12 protein-coding genes and 1 riboswitch are annotated in these 14,731 nt (G+C 70.3%); of the genes, 3 read left to right on the plus strand and 9 right to left on the minus strand.

The features are described from left to right. Positions 1 to 1,592: anthranilate synthase component I (locus CI785_RS01915; RefSeq protein WP_105030418.1), on the minus strand; the 1,592-nt coding region annotated here is incomplete at its 3' end. 4 nt (positions 1,593 to 1,596) lie between these two features. Then, positions 1,597 to 2,034: a phosphoribosyl-AMP cyclohydrolase gene (gene hisI, locus CI785_RS01920; protein ID WP_105030419.1), complete on the minus strand. Its 438-nt coding sequence runs from the start codon at positions 2,032 to 2,034 to the stop codon at positions 1,597 to 1,599. Between the two features lie 80 nt (positions 2,035 to 2,114). Between hisI and CI785_RS01925 the strand changes: the two genes are divergently transcribed. Further along, on the plus strand, positions 2,115 to 2,759 hold the full coding sequence (locus tag CI785_RS01925) for a TIGR03085 family metal-binding protein (protein WP_105030420.1): 645 nt from the start codon (positions 2,115 to 2,117) through the stop codon (positions 2,757 to 2,759). 89 nt (positions 2,760 to 2,848) lie between these two features. On the opposite strand, the gene hisF is transcribed toward CI785_RS01925, so the two are convergent. From hisF to aspS, 5 genes are all read right to left on the minus strand, one after another. Next, complete coding sequence (gene hisF, locus CI785_RS01930; RefSeq protein WP_105030421.1) at positions 2,849 to 3,619, minus strand: imidazole glycerol phosphate synthase subunit HisF; 771 nt, start codon at positions 3,617 to 3,619, stop codon at positions 2,849 to 2,851. Between the two features lie 8 nt (positions 3,620 to 3,627). Further along, positions 3,628 to 4,473: an ATP phosphoribosyltransferase gene (hisG, locus tag CI785_RS01935; RefSeq protein ID WP_105030422.1), complete on the minus strand. Its 846-nt coding sequence runs from the start codon at positions 4,471 to 4,473 to the stop codon at positions 3,628 to 3,630. 63 nt (positions 4,474 to 4,536) lie between these two features. Next, positions 4,537 to 4,800: a phosphoribosyl-ATP diphosphatase gene (locus tag CI785_RS01940; protein WP_105030423.1), complete on the minus strand. Its 264-nt coding sequence runs from the start codon at positions 4,798 to 4,800 to the stop codon at positions 4,537 to 4,539. A gap of 163 nt (positions 4,801 to 4,963) precedes the next feature. Then, positions 4,964 to 5,647: a nicotinamide riboside transporter PnuC gene (gene pnuC / locus CI785_RS01945; RefSeq protein ID WP_105030424.1), complete on the minus strand. Its 684-nt coding sequence runs from the start codon at positions 5,645 to 5,647 to the stop codon at positions 4,964 to 4,966. A 115-nt stretch (positions 5,648 to 5,762) separates the two neighbouring features. Continuing rightward, positions 5,763 to 5,904: riboswitch (FMN riboswitch) on the minus strand. Positions 5,905 to 6,110: 206 nt separating this feature from the next. Continuing rightward, positions 6,111 to 7,895: an aspartate--tRNA ligase gene (aspS, locus tag CI785_RS01950; protein WP_105030425.1), complete on the minus strand. Its 1,785-nt coding sequence runs from the start codon at positions 7,893 to 7,895 to the stop codon at positions 6,111 to 6,113. A 193-nt stretch (positions 7,896 to 8,088) separates the two neighbouring features. On the opposite strand from aspS, the gene CI785_RS01955 reads away from it, so the two are divergent. After that, entirely contained in the window at positions 8,089 to 9,348 is a 1,260-nt protein-coding gene (locus CI785_RS01955; RefSeq protein WP_105030426.1) for an APC family permease, read from the plus strand. Between the two features lie 14 nt (positions 9,349 to 9,362). On the opposite strand, the gene hisS is transcribed toward CI785_RS01955, so the two are convergent. Next, positions 9,363 to 10,691: a histidine--tRNA ligase gene (gene hisS, locus CI785_RS01960; RefSeq protein WP_105030575.1), complete on the minus strand. Its 1,329-nt coding sequence runs from the start codon at positions 10,689 to 10,691 to the stop codon at positions 9,363 to 9,365. A 574-nt stretch (positions 10,692 to 11,265) separates the two neighbouring features. Here hisS and CI785_RS01965 point away from each other — a divergent pair. Next, positions 11,266 to 12,855, plus strand: coding sequence for a DUF349 domain-containing protein (locus tag CI785_RS01965; RefSeq protein ID WP_105030576.1), 1,590 nt, complete (start codon positions 11,266 to 11,268; stop codon positions 12,853 to 12,855). A 273-nt stretch (positions 12,856 to 13,128) separates the two neighbouring features. Here the strand turns inward: CI785_RS01965 and CI785_RS01970 are convergent, their stop codons facing one another. Next, a complete protein-coding gene (locus CI785_RS01970) occupies positions 13,129 to 14,634 on the minus strand; it encodes a GntP family permease (RefSeq protein WP_240614949.1) in 1,506 nt (501 codons plus the stop codon). Between the last annotated feature and the right edge of the window lie 97 nt (positions 14,635 to 14,731).

Below are 14,731 nucleotides of genomic sequence, written 5' to 3' on the forward strand. Positions count from 1 at the left end.
GGTGCGGCTCCGTCCAGCGGGGCGTCCGCCGCCGTGACGCCGACGCCGTCCGCCGTCGCCGGCCGCAGCCCGGCCGCCGTCAGCGCGGCGCGCAGGGGCGCTGCGGCCTTGTTGACCGTCTCGATGGCCTCCGCTTCCAGCACGGAGTCGGCGACGATACCACCGCCGGACTGCACGTAGGCCTTGCCGTCCCGCAGCAGGGCCGAGCGGATGGCGATGGCCATGTCCATGTCGCCGGCGAAGTCGAGGTAGCCGACCACGCCGCCGTAGATCCCGCGCCGGTGCGGTTCCACCTCGTCGATGAGGCGCAGGGCCCGGGGCTTGGGGGCACCGGAGAGGGTCCCCGCGGGGAAGGTCGCGGCGAGGACGTCGTACGCGCTCTTCACCGGCGAGAGCCGCCCGACCACGGTCGACACCAGGTGCATGATGTGGCTGAACTTCTCCACCTCCATGAACTGGGTGACGTCCACGCTGCCGGGCAGGCAGACCTTGGAGAGGTCGTTGCGGGCCAGGTCGACGAGCATCAGGTGCTCCGCCTTCTCCTTCGTGTCCGCGCGGAGCTCGACGGCGAGGTCGCGGTCCTCCTCGGTGGTCCTCCCCCGGGGCCGCGAACCGGCGATGGGATGCGTGATGACCTCGTCGCCCGTGACCGTCACAAGGGCTTCCGGCGAGCTGCCCACGATCGAGTAGCCCTGACCGTCGGCGTCCTCGAGGCTGAAGAGATACATGTAGGGGCTCGGGTTGGTGGTGCGCAGGATCCGGTACACGTCCAGGGCGGAGGCATCGCACTCGATCTCGAAGCGTCGGCTGATCACCACCTGGAAGACGTCGCCGTCGACGATCGCCCGCTTGCCGCGCTCGATGGCCCTCAGGTAGTCGGGCTCGAACCAGGACTCGCGGACGCGGTCCGTCGACTGGTCGGCCGTCGGGGCGTCCCCGGCCATCACCGACACGGCGAGCTCGGCGGGCGCCACGAGCTTGGCGAGCATCGCACGGACACGCGCGACGGCGTCGTGCCACGCCTCGTCGACGCGCTCGTCGGTGCCGTCGAAGTTGATGGCGTTGGCGACCAGCGTGAGCGAACCCTCCGAATTGTCGTGGATGGCGAGGTCCGAGACGAGGCACATCGCGAGCTCGGGCAGCAGGAGGTCGTCCTCGGGCGGGCTCGTGAGCCGCTCCCAGTGCCGGACGGCCTCCCAGCCGACGAAACCGACCATGCCGGAGGTGAAGGGGGGAAGGTCCCGGAACCGTTCGGTGCGCAGCGCCTCCACCGTGAGGCGCAGGGCCTCCACCGGGTCGCCGCCCACGGGCACGCCGGCGGGCGGTTCGCCCAGCCAGTGGGCCTGGCCGTCGCGCGTGGTGAGGGTGGCGCGGGACTGCGACCCGATGAAGGAGTAACGCGACCAGACGCCGCCGACCGCCGCCGATTCCATGAGGAACGTGCCCGGCTGCCCGGCCGCGAGCTTGCGATAGATGCCGATCGGCGTGTGCGCGTCCGCCAGGACCTTCAGGTGCACGGGCACCACGCGGCGCGCCTCGGCCAGCGCGCGGAACTCCTCGAGGGTGGGGCTGATGGTACCCAGCTGCTGCATCGGGTCAGGATCCTTCCGGGGCGGGACGGTCGGCGGTCACGGCGGGCAGGTCGCGCCCGTCGAAGCAGGTCCTGGTGCCGGTGTGGCACGCCGCGCCTTCCTGGTCGACGGTGACCAGCAGGGCGTCGCCGTCGCAGTCCAGGGCCACGCTCCGGACCCACTGCCGGTGACCGGAGGTGTCTCCCTTGCGCCAGTACTCCGCGCGGGACCGTGAATAGAAGGTGACACGGCCGCTGGTGAGGGTGCGCCGGAGGGCCTCCTCGTCCATCCAGCCGAGCATGAGCACCTCCAGCGTGTCGTACTGCTGGACGACGGCGGCGACGAGGCCGGCGTCGTCCTTCTTGAGGGCTTCGGCGATCGCCGGATCGAGAGCGGCACGCTCCTCGCCGGGCAGCCGGGCAGCGGTTTCGGACTCGTGCGGGGACGTTGTGGAGGAAGGCATCACCTCGATTCTAGTGCGGTCGCGCCGACTCGCGTCCGGACCTGCCGCCGCCTGCGCGCAGCATGCTATTTTCAGCAGTGATGCACTACGTGACCCCGTCCCGCGAAGTCCTGGCCGAGACGCTCCTGGCGGCCGGCCCAGACGCCCCTACGCTGTGCGAGGGGTGGCAGACCCGCGATCTCGCCGCGCACCTCTACCTGCGGGAGCACAAGCCGACGCTCGGCGTGGGGATGGTCGTGCGGAGGTTCGCGTCCGTGACCGAGCGTGCCATCCGGGAGACCGCCGAGCGTGCGGCATCTCCCGCCGGGTTCGAGGCGCTGGTGAACCGCTTCCTGGCCGGACCGCCCGCGCTCTCGCCGATGCGCATCAACTCGATCGACAGGAGCGCCAACCTCATCGAGTACTTCGTGCACACCGAGGACGTCCGCCGCGCCACCACCCGATGGGCGCCCCGGGCACTCGACGAGGACTACGCCGACGCCCTGTGGGAGGAACTCGTCAAGCGCGCAGCCATCCTCTACCGCGGGGTGGATCTCGGCGTCGTGCTGGTGCGGCCGGAGGGGCCGCGGCACGTCGCCAAGCGCGCACCGGTCTCCGTGGCGATCGTCGGCGATCCCGGCGAGCTGCTGATGCACGCCCACGGTCGGCGTCGGCAGGCCCTGGTCACCTTCGAGGGCCAGCCCGACGCCGTCGCCCTGCTCGAGAGCGCCGACATCGGCCTCTGAGGTCCTTCTCGATCCGCACGGAATGACCGGTGGGAATGCCGCAGCGGCTCTGAGCTGCTGCGCCGGGCGCCCCAGCCGGCCGGAGGGCCCTACCGGACGGGGAACCCTGCGTCGCGGATGGCGGCTTTGACCTGGGCGATGGCGTCCGTAGGACCGAAGTGGAACACCGACGCGGCGAGCACGGCATCGGCGCCGGCCTGCACCGCGGGAGGGAAGTGCTCCGGCTTGCCCGCTCCCCCGGAGGCGATCAGCGGCACGCCCACGGCAGCACGGACGGCCCGGATGAGCTCGAGGTCGAAGCCCTCCTTGGTGCCGTCTGCGTCGATCGAGTTGAGCAGGATCTCCCCCACGCCCCGGTCCGCGGCCTCCTTCGCCCAGGCCACCGCGTCGATCCCCGTCCCCTTGCGTCCCCCGTACGTGGTGACCTCGAACCCCGACGGCGTGCTGTCATCCCGCGTACGGCGCGCGTCGAGGGAGAGCACGAGCACCTGGGCCCCGAAGTGCCCGGTGATCTCGTCGATGACGGACGGCCGCGCCACGGCGGCGGTGTTGATGGACGCCTTGTCCGCGCCGTAGCGCAGAAGACGGTCGACGTCGGAGATCTCGCGCACTCCCCCGCCCACCGTCAGCGGGATGAAGACCTCCTCAGCGGTGCGAGCGACGACGTCGAAGGTGGTCTCGCGGTTGCCGGAGGACGCGGTGACGTCGAGGAAGGTCAGTTCGTCGGCGCCGGCACGGTCGTAGCGGTGCGCGAGCTCCACCGGATCGCCGGCGTCGCGCAGGTCGGCGAAGTTGACGCCCTTGACGACGCGCCCGGCGTCGACGTCCAGGCACGGGATGACGCGGATCGCGACGGTCATGGCCGGTCCTAGATCCTGCAGGCGTGGATGGTGCTGACGAGGATGGCGCGCGCGCCGAGCTCGTACAGCTCGTCCATGATGCGATTGGTCTTGGTGCGCTTGACCATCACGCGGACCGCGACCCACTCGGAGTCGCGCAGCGGGGAGATCGTCGGCGACTCGAGCCCCGGCGTCAGGGCCGCGGCCTCGTCGACGAGGTTCGTGCGGATGTCGTAGTCCATCATCACGTACTGGCGTGCCACGAGGACGCCCTGCAGGCGGCGCAGCAGCACGTCGAGGCCGGCGGGAGCCGCGACGCCGGCCCGGCCGATCAGCACGGCCTCGCTCTGGAGGATCGGCTCACCGAAGATCTCCATGCCCGCGGCGCGCAGGGTGCTGCCGGTCTCGACGACGTCGGCGATCGCGTCGGCGACGCCGAGTCGCACCGAGGACTCGACGGCGCCGTCGAGCCGGACGACGTCGGCGCTGATGCCACGCTCGGCGAGGTAGTCCCTGAGGAGTCCCTCGTAGCTGGTCGCGAGGCGCCTGCCCTCGAGCTGCTCGACGGCGGTGAAGTCGCCCACGGGTCCGGCGAAGCGGAACGTGGAGGCGCCGAACCCGAGCTGCAGGAGCTCCTCGGCCTTCACCTGCGCATCGAGGAAGAGGTCACGGCCGGTGATGCCGACGTCGAGCGTGCCCGATCCGACGTACACCGCGATGTCGCGGGGACGGAGGAAGAAGAACTCGATCTCGTTCTCGGGATCGACGAGCACGAGTTCGCGGGAGTCGCGGCGCTGGCGGTAGCCGGCTTCGGCGAGCATGGACGAGGCGGCCTCGGAGAGGGCGCCCTTATTGGGGACTGCTACACGGAGCATGGGAGTCTTTCGGTGGAGGAGGAGGTGGCGGGCTGGAGCCGCGGGCGGGATGCGCCGGCGCGGCTACAGATGCTTGTAGACGTCCTCCAGCGTGAGACCCTTCGCGAGCATGAGCACCTGCAGGTGGTAGAGCAGCTGGGAGATCTCCTCCGCGGCGTCCTCGGTGGATTCGTACTCGGCGGCCATCCAGACCTCGGCGGCCTCCTCGACGACCTTCTTGCCGATGCCGTGCACGCCGGAGTCGAGCTCGGCGACGGTCCGCGAGCCGGCAGGGCGTTCGGCGGCCTTCGCGCTGAGTTCCTCGAACAGGGATTCAAAGGTTTTCACGCTCCCTAGGCTATCGGCTCGGCGGAGCCGTACGGTCACGCGGATCCGACGGTGTGACGGACGCCTCCGGCTGCCGCCGTCCTCGGGCGCTGAGGGGTGCTGCGTCCGCGGCCGCGGGGTCCGGGCGCCGGGCAGTGGACGACGGCGGCTGCCGATCGGACGGTCAGCGCAGCGTCGGATCCGGCAGCAGCGTCTCGATGCTGGGCTTCGCGGTGCGCTGGGCGCGCGCCCAGACGAAGAAGCCGACGAGCGTGAACCCCCCGTAGAACACGTACATGAAGGCGCTGGCGTAGTAACCGGCGCTGAAGAGCAGCGGCACGCCCACGACGTCGACGGCGACCCAGACGAGCCAGAACTCCACCCAGCCCTTCGCCATGCCGTAGGTTGCGAGCAGCGACCCGACGAAGGTCCAGGCATCGGCCCACACCGGCTCGTAGGAGCCGAGTACGCGGAACAGCGGGGTCAGTGCCAGGGTGCCGATGACCATGAACCCGACCATGCCGATCCGCGCCCGCACGCCGGCCCACTGCGGCGTCACGGCCTGTCCGCCCTGCCGGCGGCTCGCCCGCCACTGCTGCCACCCGTAGACGGAGACGGCGATGAACATGACCTGGCGCCCGGCCTGCCCCAGCAGGTTGGCGGCGCTCGCGGCGCCGAACAGGGACCCGAGGAACACGGTCAGGAGCAGGAGGTTGCCGATGATGCCGACCGGCCAGGCCCAGACGCGGCGGCGCATGCCGCCCAGGGCGCTGAGCAGGCCGAAGACGTTGCCCACCACTTCGCGGAGCAGGAGGGAGCCGTTGCCAACGGGGATGCGGGCCTCGAAGAGCCACTGCAGAAAGTCCATGCCGTTCCTTTGCCGATACGACGGCTCCGGGAAATGGCAGGAGGAGGGATGCCCTGCCGCTGTGGTACCACGACGGGACCGCAGCCCGACGGAGGGCAGCGGCGGACCCCTGCTGTTCGTGCTTCTCCCATCCAGACTTTGACTGTCGGTCCCGGAATTCCACCGGCTCAACCGCCCCTGCTCCGCGGGTGCGGAACATCAGGCGGGTCGCGGACTATCACCGCCGGTTCGGACTTACACCGACCCCGGAGCACGTACTGGGCCGATTATTTCACAGGGCACAGGNGGCCGATTATTTCACAGGGCACAGGCACACGCCGCCCGGAGGTCACAATTCGTCCGAGAGCGATACGCGCCGGACGACGCCCGAAGGGCGGGACACCCTGGGGTGTCCCGCCCTTCGTGGGCGGGCGCGGTTGCTCCACGCCCGCCGTCCCTGCGTACTGCCGGGTGGAAGGGCCGGTCAGCCCTCGGTCCTCGGGGCGCCGTCGGCCTTCGGCTTCGCGTCGACGCCGGCCTCCTTGCGCTGCTGGGGTGTGATGGGCGCGGGCGCGGCCGTCAGCGGGTCGTAGCCGCCGCCGGACTTCGGGAAGGCGATGACGTCGCGGATCGAGTCCGTCCCCGCGAGCAGGGAGACCACGCGGTCCCAGCCGAGCGCGATCCCGCCGTGGGGAGGCGCCCCGTACTTGAAGCCCTCGAGCAGGAAGCCGAACTTCTCCTGGGCCTCCTCGGCGCCGAGGCCCATGACGGCGAAGACGCGCTCCTGGACGTCCCGCTGATGGATGCGGATGGATCCACCACCGAGCTCGTTGCCGTTGCAGACGATGTCGTAGGCGTAGGCCAGGGCGTTCTCGGGGTCGGTGTCGAAGCTGTCGAGGAACTCGGGCTTCGGGGACGTGAAGGCGTGGTGCACGGCCGTCCACGCGCCACCGCCGACCGCGACGTCGCCGGCCGCCACCGCGGCGGACGCCGGCTCGAACATGGGAGCATCGACCACCCATACGAAGGCCCAGTCGCCCTCCTTGACGAGGCCCGTGCGCCGTCCGATCTCCACGCGGGCCGCGCCGAGGATGGCGCGTGAGGACGCGTGGTCACCCGCCGCGAAGAAGATGCAGTCGCCCGGGTTCGCACCGGTCGCGGCGGCCAGGCCCTCCCGCTCGGTGTCCGTCAGGTTCTTGGCCACGGGTCCGCGCAGGCTGCCGTCGTCGTCGATCAGGACGTAGGCGAGGCCCTTGGCTCCGCGCTGCTTGGCCCATTCCTGCCAGGCGTCGAGCTGGCGGCGCGGCTGCGAGGCGCCGCCCGGCATGACGACGGCGCCGACGTAGGGCGCCTTGAAGACGCCGAACCCGGTGTCCTTGAAGAACTCGGTGAGCTCGGTGAGCTCGAGCCCGAAGCGGAGGTCGGGCTTGTCCGAGCCGTACTTCGCCATGGCGTCCGCGTAGGTCATGCGGCGGATGGGCAGGGGGATCTCGACGTCGATGAGCTTCCACAGCGCGGAGACCAGCTGCTCGCCGAGGGCGATGATGTCGTCCTCCTCCACGAAGCTCGCCTCGATGTCGAGCTGCGTGAACTCGGGCTGCCGGTCGGCGCGGAAGTCCTCGTCGCGGTAGCAGCGGGCGAGCTGGTAGTACTTCTCGAAGCCGCCCACCTGCAGGAGCTGCTTGAAGAGCTGCGGCGACTGCGGCAGGGCGTACCAGGAGCCCGGGGCGAGCCGCGCCGGGACCAGGAAGTCGCGGGCACCCTCGGGTGTGGAGCGCGTCAGGGTGGGCGTCTCGATCTCCACGAAGCCGTCCTTGTGGAGCAGCTCGCGTGCCACCCGGCTCGCTTCGGAGCGCAGGCGCAGGTTGGCCTGAGGGCCGGGACGGCGGAGGTCGAGGTACCGGTGGCGCAGGCGCGCCTCCTCGCCGACCTCGACGTGCTCGTCGATCTGGAACGGCAGCGGGTCCGCGGTGTTGAGGATCGTGACGGTATCGGCGATGACCTCGATGGCACCCGTGGCGAGGGCGGGGTTCTCGTTGCCCTCGGGGCGCTGGTGCACGGCGCCCACGATCTGCAGGACGTACTCGTTGCGCAGGCTGGAGAACACGTCCTCCTCCCGCACCACCACCTGGGCGACGCCGGACGCGTCACGGAGGTCGAGGAACGCCACCCCGCCGTGGTCGCGGCGGCGGGCCACCCACCCTGCCAGCGTGACCGTTTGTCCTACGTGCTCGGGCCGAAGGGAGCCGAGTTCATGCGTGCGGAGCACAGCATTCCTTCCCACAGATGTGTCAGATGAGTCGCAGGCTCCGGAAGCACCTGCCTAGAGTTGGCTTGAACGCCATCAACATTACCGGTCCCGGTTCGACCGCCCGGACAGGCGACCAGCCGCCTGCCGCGCTCGCCCGGTCCTGTCCCGATTCCGACCTCAGCCCCATCCGGGCCCTACCTCGAGGAGCGCCATGGCGCAGCAACCGGCACTGCGGCGAGCGATGGGCGGCTTCGACGCCACGACCGTCGGGGTCGGCGCCATGATCGGCGCGGGCGCGTTCGTGGTCTTCGCCCCGGCCGCCGCCGCCGCCGGTGGGCTGCTGCCCCTCGCCGTCGTGATCGCCGGTTTCGTCGCCTACTGCAACGCGGCGGCGACGGCGTCCCTCGCCGTCCGGTATCCCTCCAGCGGCGGCACCTACGTGTACGGACGCGAGCAGCTCGGTCACTGGCCCGGGTTCCTCGCCGGCTGGGGGTTCGTCACCGGCAAGCTGGCGTCCTGCGCGGCCATGGCCCTCACGTTCGGGGTCTACGCCGCGCCCGGTGCCGCGAAGGCCGCCGCGGTGGCCGCCGTCGTCGGGTTGACGGTCGTCAACCTCTTCGGGGTGACCCGCACCGCTCTCGGGACGCGCGTGATCGTCTCGATCGTGGTGCCCGTCCTCGCGTTCGTGATCGTCGTGGCGTTCGACTCCCCCACGGTCGCGGACCAGGGTGCGTCCGGGCCCGAGGGCGTCGGGGGCGTCCTGCAGGCCGCAGCCCTGCTGTTCTTCGCGTTCGCCGGGTACGCGCGCATCGCCACCATGGGCGAGGAGGTCCGGAACCCGGGCCGGAACATCCCTGCGGCGATCTTCGGCGCCCTCGGGTTCACGCTCGTGCTCTACGTGCTGCTGGCGCTGTCCCTCCTGCATGCGTTGGGGCCCGCCGGTCTGGCCGGGACCACGGCACCGCTACGCGAGGTCATCGATGCTGCCGTGCCGGGAGAGGGCTCGACCGGTCGCGCCGGTGCCGTCGTCACCATCACCGCGGCGCTGGCCAGCCTCGGTGCGCTGCTCGCCCTCATCGCGGGCGTGGGCCGCACGAGCCTGGCCATGGCCCGCGGCGGCGACCTGCCCCGGGTGCTGGCGAGGGTCTCCTCACGCCATGCCGTCCCCTGGGTCGCGGACATCGCGACGGCCGGTGTCGTGGTGGTCCTGCTGCTCGCGACCGACGTGCTCACCGTCGTCGGGTTCTCCAGTTTCGGCGTGCTGGTGTACTACGCTGTCGCGAACATCGCGGCCTTCACGCTGACCGACCGGCAGTGGTACGCACCGCGCTGGCTCAACCTGGTGGGCGCGGCCGCGTGCCTCCTGCTCGCCTTCACCCTCCCTGGGATGTCGGTCCTCACGATGCTGGCCGTGCTGGCGGTCGGACTCGTCGCCCGCGCCGTCGTGCTGAGGCGTCGCCGACGGGCCTGACGGTCGCTGCCGGATCAGGCCGTGGCGACCACTGGGCGGAGGTCTGTCTCGGGCGGCGCCCAGGAGGCCGGATCGGCGGCGGTCTGCTCACCGGACCGGATGTCCTTGACCTCGTGCGCGCCCTCCGACGACGTGAACCACACGAAGGGGATGCCGCGGCGGTCGGCGAACTTGATCTGCTTGCCGAACTTCTCGGCGCTCGCCGCCACTTCCGCGGGGATGCCGCGGCTCCGCAGCGCCGCGGCGACGTCCTGCGCCTCGGACCAGGCGTCGTCGTCGGCGAGCGTCACGAGCACGGCGGTGGGGACGGACCGGGAGACCGTCGCGAACCCCTGGCTGAGGATGCGCGAGACGATCCTCGTGACCCCGATGGACAGCCCGACGCCGGGGAAGGTGCGGCTTCCCTTGCGGGCGAGGGCGTCGTAGCGGCCGCCGGAGCAGATGGACCCGAGTGCCTCGTGGCCGTTGAGGACCGTCTCGTAGACGGTCCCGGTGTAGTAGTCGAGCCCGCGGGCGATGCTGAGGTCCGCGACCACGCGGCCCGGTGCCCGCCGTGACGCCTCTCCGACCACCTGGCGCAGCTCCTCCAGTCCCTCCTCGAGGAGCTCGTTCGTCACTCCCAGCGCGCGGACCTGCTCCACGAAGGACGTGTCGGCGGTGCGGATGCCGGCGAGGTCGAGGGCGAGGCGCACCTGCTCCTCGTCCGCTCCCACCTCGTCACGGAGCAGCGCTCCCACCTTCCCGGGACCGATCTTCTCGAGCTTGTCGATGCTCCGCAGGACCGCCGCGGTGTCCTCGAGACCGATCGCCCGGTAGAAGCCCTCCGCGAGCTTCCGGTTGTTGACGCGCAGGGTGAAGTCCGGGATCGGCAGGGCGCCGAGGGCTTCCACGACGGCGAGGGCCAGTTCGACGTCGTACCGGAACGGCAGGACGCCGTCGCCCACGACGTCGATGTCCGCCTGCGTGAACTCGCGGGCGCGGCCCTCCTGCGGGCGCTCCCCGCGCCAACACTTCTGGATCTGGAACCTGCGGAACGGGAAGGCGAGGTGCCCGGCGTTCTCCACGACGTAGCGCGCGAACGGGACGGTGAGGTCGTAGTGGAGTGCGAGCCCGCTCTCGGAGGCAGTGGCCTCATCGGCCTGCAGGCGGGAGACCGCGTAGACCTCCTTGTCGATCTCGCCCTTGCGCAGCAGGTGCTCCACGGTCTCGACCGCGCGGGTCTCGATGCTGGAGAAACCGTGCAGTTCGAACGTCCGCTGCAGCACGCCGAGCACGTGGAGCTCGATCAGGCGCTCCTCCGGGAGCCATTCGGGAAAGCCGGACAGTGAAGCCTTGCGGGCCATGGGATGGGTCTCCTCCTGCTGGGGGCCGGTCTCCGCCGTCACGGGCGGCGCGGCGGACCGGTTCTGCGGCCTCAATCCTAGGTCCCGCCGGGGGTCCGCGGAAAAAGCGGGTCCATGGGGTGCGGGTACGGCCGCTCGACGGAATGCGGCGTTCCGCGCCATGACGCGGATCGGGACCCAGTGGGTAAAGTAACCTCAGGGCAGGTTCCGCGTTGCTCCGGCGATCGGTGGATGCAGAGGAAACTCGTTGGACGGGCTTCCCCGTCCCCCGACCGGCCGGGCCGATGGGCTCCCCCCTGAATGAAATGGCCCCGGCGTTGCTCACGGCCATCCGACGAGCGAAAGACTTCTAGCGGTGACAGACAGTCAGCAATCCGACGAAACGACCATCGGCCAGGACACGCAGCAGGACGCCGAGGCCGGCGATGGCACCTTCACGCCCGCAGCCGGTGCCCCGGGTGTGACCGGAGCCCAGCACACGGAACTGCCCCCTGCGGAGGTCGATGCAGCCCAGGCGGACGCCGCCGGAACCGCGGAGGCGGAGGCATCGGCTGTGCCGGACACGTCGGAACCCATGGGCGGAGCATCGGAGGCACCGGCAGACGCCGACTCCCCCGACCAGGACGAACCCGACGAGCGGTCGGACGGTACCACCCCGACGACATCCCCGGCCTCCTCACCGGCCGACGCGCCGGCTGCCGCCGCCGCACCAGCAGGCACTGACGCCGACGAGCGCTCGACGGACACCCCCGCAGCCGAGCCGTCGGTTCCGCTCGCGCCCGAGCCAGCTCCGCTGAGCACGCCCTCGCCCCGCCTTGCCGCATCCCGTGCGCCGCTGCCCACGGCCATGGCGCCCCGACCGTTGAAGAAGGCCGCCCAGCCCCTGGCGGCACCCCCCGCCCACAGCACCTCCCTCGAGGAGGCCGGGAAGTTCGCGCGTGTCGAGGAGGACGGCCACGTCTTCCTCGTGGTCGACGGCGTCGAGCACCCCGTGGGCCAGTACCCCGATGCGACCCGCGAGGAAGCACTGTCCTACTTCGTGCGCAAGTACGACGACGTCGTGAGCCAGGTGGCGCTGCTGGAGCAGCGCGTCCAGGTCAAGGCGCCGTCGTCGGACATGGCGAAGACCGCCAAGCACCTGCGCGCGCAGGTCGGTGAACGGAAGATGGTCGGCGACGTGGTCGCGCTGGAGGCGCGGATCGACGCCCTGCTCGAAGCCGTCGGCGGCCTGGAGAAGGCGGAGCGGGCAGCGCAGGACGCCCTGAAGGCGAAGGAGCTCGCCGCCCGCGAGTCGATCGTCGCCGAGGCGGAGGAGCTCGCCGGCCGCGACCCCTCCACGGTGCAGTGGAAAGCCAGCAGCACGCGCATGAACGAGCTCTTCGAGCTGTGGAAGGCCGCGCAGAAGAACGGACCCCGGCTCGGACGCGGCACGGAGGACGCGCTCTGGAAGCGGTTCCGATCCGCACGGACGGTCTTCGACCGCCACCGCCGCGCCTACTTCTCCCAGCTCGACAGCGACAACGCGGAGGCGAAGCAGGCGAAGGAAGCGCTCATCACCCGCGCCGAGCAGCTCTCGACCTCCACGGAGTGGGGCCAGACCGCCGCCGAGTACCGCCACCTGATGGACGAGTGGAAGGCGTCGAAGCGCGCCAGCCGCAAGGACGACGACGCCCTGTGGGCCCGGTTCCGTGCAGCCCAGGACCGCTTCTTCGAGGCCCGTAAGTCCGCGAACGAAGCCGTGGACGAGGAGTACGCCGGCAACCTCACGATCAAGGAGGCCCTGCTCAAGGAGGCCCAGCAGATCCTGCCGATCAGGGATGTCGCCGCGGCCAAGAAGGCGCTGCAGTCCGTCCGTGACCGCTGGGACGAGGCCGGCAAGGTGCCGCGTGCCGACATGGGCCGGATGGATGCCGGACTCCGGCAGGTCGAGGATGCCGTGAAGGCGGCCGATGATGAGCACTGGACGAGGACGAATCCCGAGACGAAGGCACGCACCAACAGTGCGCTCAGCCAGCTCGAGGCGACCATCGCACAGCTCAGGGACGACCTCGCGGACGCGGAACGGGCGGGGAACGCGAAGAAGATCGCCTCCGCCCGGGAGGCGCTGGCCGCACGGGAACAGTGGCTCGAGATGCTGCAGAGGTCTGCGCGCGACTTCTCCTAGCCTTCGGCGTAGCGGAGCGGACCCCTCAGGGGGTCCGCTCTTGCGTTCGCAGGGGCTCCTTACCCTCGGGGACGAAACCGAGGTGGGCGCGGGGACGACGCGCCACAGGACAGAAGTGCGCTCGACCGTGCCGCACTCCTGAGACCACCTGCGGGTGCACCGGCGACGCACGACGGACCGGTTCGCGCCGAGCCTCTTCGCCGAACGACGGTAGCCGGGGGCTCGGATACAACACACCCGAGCCGCCCGGCAATCGTGGAAGGATCCCGCGAATCAGCCGAGGACCGCGTTGGCGATGAACAGCAGCGGGATCGAACCGGCCCATACCGCCGTCGTGATGCCCGACCAGCCCTTGAGAGCTGCGACGCCGTCAAGACCGGCGAAGCGGGTCACGACCCAGAAGTAGGAGTCGTTGAAGTAGCTGAAGACCATCGAACCGGCTGTGCAGGCGAGTGCCGCGACGATGGGGTCGATACCCAGGGAGCCCACCAGCGGCGCCGTCACGGATGCGGCGGTGATCATCGCGACTGTGCCCGAGCCCTGGGCGATACGAACCAGTGTGGCGATGAGGAACGGCACCAGGAACGCCGGCAACGGAGTGCCGGCAATAGCCTCGGCGAGGGCATCGCCAACACCCGAGCTTCGCAGCACCTGTCCCAGTGCTCCACCGGCACCGGTGATGAGAAGGATCAAGCCGGCCGAGGCCGCGGCCTCACCGAACCAGCCCTGAACCTTGGAACGCGGGGTCCAGCGGGGCAGTAGCACGTAGACCGCGAGGATGACGCCGATGACCAGTGCAACAACGGGATTGCCGATGAACGCCAACGGCACGGCCCACGACGACGGCGTGTACTCCCCGGTGCCGACGACGCCCTGGTTGTTCTGGTCGATCGCGCCACTGACGGTGTTGAGGATGATCAGGAGCAGCGGCACCAGCAGTGGCAGCGACGCAACGAAGGCGCCGACCCGGTGAGGCTTGGCGCCTGCAGGAGGTGTGCCGAGACCAGTGTCGTCGATCTCCATCGACGGGGTATCGTCACCTTCTCCGGCGCCGCCGTCGTGATCCGCGACAGCAGTACTGCCGCGACGTCCGCTCACGGCGTGTGCCGTGCCGTAGACGGCCTCCCGGACGGATGCGTTCATGGAAGGCTCGATCTTCGGGCCCATCCACTGGGCGTAGAGGACGACGATCGGCAGCAGCAGGATGGTGAACACGAGACCCGCAAGGATCAGCGCCCCGAGATCGGCGCCGAGGATGCCGGCAACAGCCAGCGGACCGGGCGTCGGAGGCACCAGATGGTGCGTCAGCGTCATACCGCAACCGAGGGCCAGTGCAAGGGTGATGTACCCGGCGCGCTTGACCCGGGCAATCGAACGGGCCAACGGGTTCATGATGACGTAACCGGAGTCGCAGAACACCGGAATGGAGACCAGTGCGCCCACACTGCCCAGGGCCCACGGCTCACGGCCCTTGCCGAAGAGCTTGAGGAAGGCCATGGCCAAGGAATTGGCGGCGCCCGAGACCTCGAGGATCTTGCCGATCCCGACGCCCAGACCGATCACGATGCCGATCGACGCCAGGGTGTTGCCGAAGCCCGTCGTGATCGACGAGACGATATCGAGCGGCGCCTGGCCGGCGACGATCCCGGTCACCAGCGCAGCGATCAGGAGTGCTACGAACGCATCGAGCCGTGTCCTCAGCACCAGGACGATGATGGTGGCGATACCCAGGACGAGCGCTAGAAGAAGTTGTATATCCACGTACTGCTCCTCGGTCACTGAGCAGGCCTCGTTGCCGTCTCAGGTGGTCACACCGGCCGGGTCGATTCTTTTGACGGGCACTGTGCTGCCTGTCACACTAACACCGGACATAAGA

Origin of the sequence: Arthrobacter ruber (genome assembly GCF_002954225.1) — a bacterium.
GTDB lineage: Bacteria > Actinomycetota > Actinomycetes > Actinomycetales > Micrococcaceae > Arthrobacter_D > Arthrobacter_D ruber.